We start from the raw sequence: 1149 nt of genomic DNA, 5'->3' as shown, positions 1-1149 counted from the left end.
CGCTTATCCAGACACAACGAGACACTATTATCATGACGTGGAAAACCACACAGGGGCAGGTTACCCTTTTGCTTGTCAGTTTTTTTGTATTTTTAATTATCGTGACCTATACCGTTATCCGGTTATTTGTGGCACCTGAACTCATTGAAACAGAAACCAAAAATATAAGAACCATGGTGGAATTACAGAGTGAGGCCATAACAGAGCAGATGAACCGTGTTAAAGCCCAGCAGCGTGTGGTGACTGAACTGATTCCTGCACTGCAAAGTGAGCAGATTGACCGCCTGTTACCCCAACTGGTGAATCAGCACGGGGATCTGAACGTATTTGGCGGTGGGGTATGGCCCCTGCCGGGACAGCGGGATCCGGAACGTGAGCGGTTCAGTACCTTCTATGCCCGGGATGCCGGTGGGGTTCTGCAGCTCAATACGGTCTGGAACCAGCCGGAGTCGGCCAGATACTGGGAACAGCCTTGGTACAAAGACGGGATGAACGCGCCGAAAGGGAACTGTGCATGGGCAAAAGCGTATCAGGATGCCGCCACTCCCCAGCCGCGGACGAACTGTGCCATGGCCATTCAGAAAAACGGAAAAGCATGGGGCGTTGCCACCATTGATGTGACGCTGGGTTTCTTTAACCAGCTGGCAAAAGATATGGGCAAGGCTATTGGAGGAACCGTACTCATCATTGAAGAGGACGGCAAAGTCGTCGGAAACGGCTCTTCGGTTCAGGGAAGTGCCGCGCTGGGCAATCTGCGCGATTTGAACATCCCTGCGGCAGCCCCCCTGAGTAAGCTTATCACCCCGGGGCAGAAAACAGAGATTCAGGGAACCTATGATGGCGAAGGCGGGGAACATACCCTGTTTGTGGTGCCGATTAGCGGCAGCCCGTGGCTCCTGGCGGTGGATGTGTCCAGCGATCTGCTTGAGCGCCACTCTGATTCCATTCTGACTCACCTTACCCTTGTGCAGGTCATTACAGGTATCCTGATGGTTCTGGTCCTGATGGGCATTGTGCGCAATATTTTCAGAAACGTGACCCTGCTGAACAAAAACATTGAGGCGTTGTCCGGCGGTGGTGCTGACCTGACGCAGCGGCTTGCTGAAAGCAAAAGCCATGAGTTCAACAGCATTATTACGAACTTTAATA

1 protein-coding gene is annotated in these 1149 nt (G+C 52.5%); it reads left to right on the top strand.

What is annotated here, in order from left to right; all coding sequences use genetic code 11:
- Positions 1-32: 32 nt before the first annotated feature.
- Positions 33-1149 (top strand): cache domain-containing protein (locus FHD02_RS23960; RefSeq protein ID WP_255597500.1); only part of this gene is annotated, 1117 nt, incomplete at its 3' end.

It is taken from the genome of Citrobacter sp. EC_71 (assembly GCF_019584005.1).
GTDB lineage: Bacteria > Pseudomonadota > Gammaproteobacteria > Enterobacterales > Enterobacteriaceae > Citrobacter > Citrobacter werkmanii.
The sequence above is the reverse complement of the archived record's forward strand: the minus strand, read 5'-3'. Positions and strand labels throughout refer to the sequence as shown.